This window comes from Neisseria sp. SLRRB23 (genome assembly GCF_050896295.1).
In the GTDB taxonomy this organism is placed as follows: Bacteria; Pseudomonadota; Gammaproteobacteria; order Burkholderiales; family Neisseriaceae; genus Neisseria.
The window spans coordinates 1-385 of the sequence record NZ_JBPBFH010000096.1 but is presented as its reverse complement, the minus strand read 5'-3'; the positions used below and the strand labels follow the sequence as shown (position 1 = coordinate 385).

Annotated in this window: 1 pseudogene; it reads right to left on the bottom strand. The window is 50.6% G+C overall.

The features are described 5' to 3' along the window. Positions 1-70: 70 nt before the first annotated feature. A pseudogene (locus ACRPFF_RS11235) lies at positions 71-385 on the bottom strand (hypothetical protein); the annotation flags it as partial.

The following is a 385-nucleotide window of genomic DNA, read 5'->3' as shown; positions in this document are numbered from 1 at the left end:
GTCGAGTCTCGTGGGCTCGGAGATGTGTATAAGAGACAGATCCAGATGAACCTAAAAAACCGCTGACCATTTACAACATCACTGCCGATTTAAACGGCAACCGCTTTACCAACCCTACTACCGCAAAGAAGGCGCGTATTATGTCAAAACTATTTCTTACAGCGTCCAGCCGACAGACGACAAAAGCAAAATCTTTGCCGAACTCAGTCAGGCACACGATATCATCCATCCGCTCAGCGAGCTGGTGGCCCATCCACTCGATTTTTTCCGGCGAACCCTGCATTACTTCAACGCCGAACACTTTCAACGGGCCGCGGCCGCTGCTGTATTGTCGGATCATGCAGATAACGGGAACGGCAAGCATGAGCAGATACAGAATGCCGTG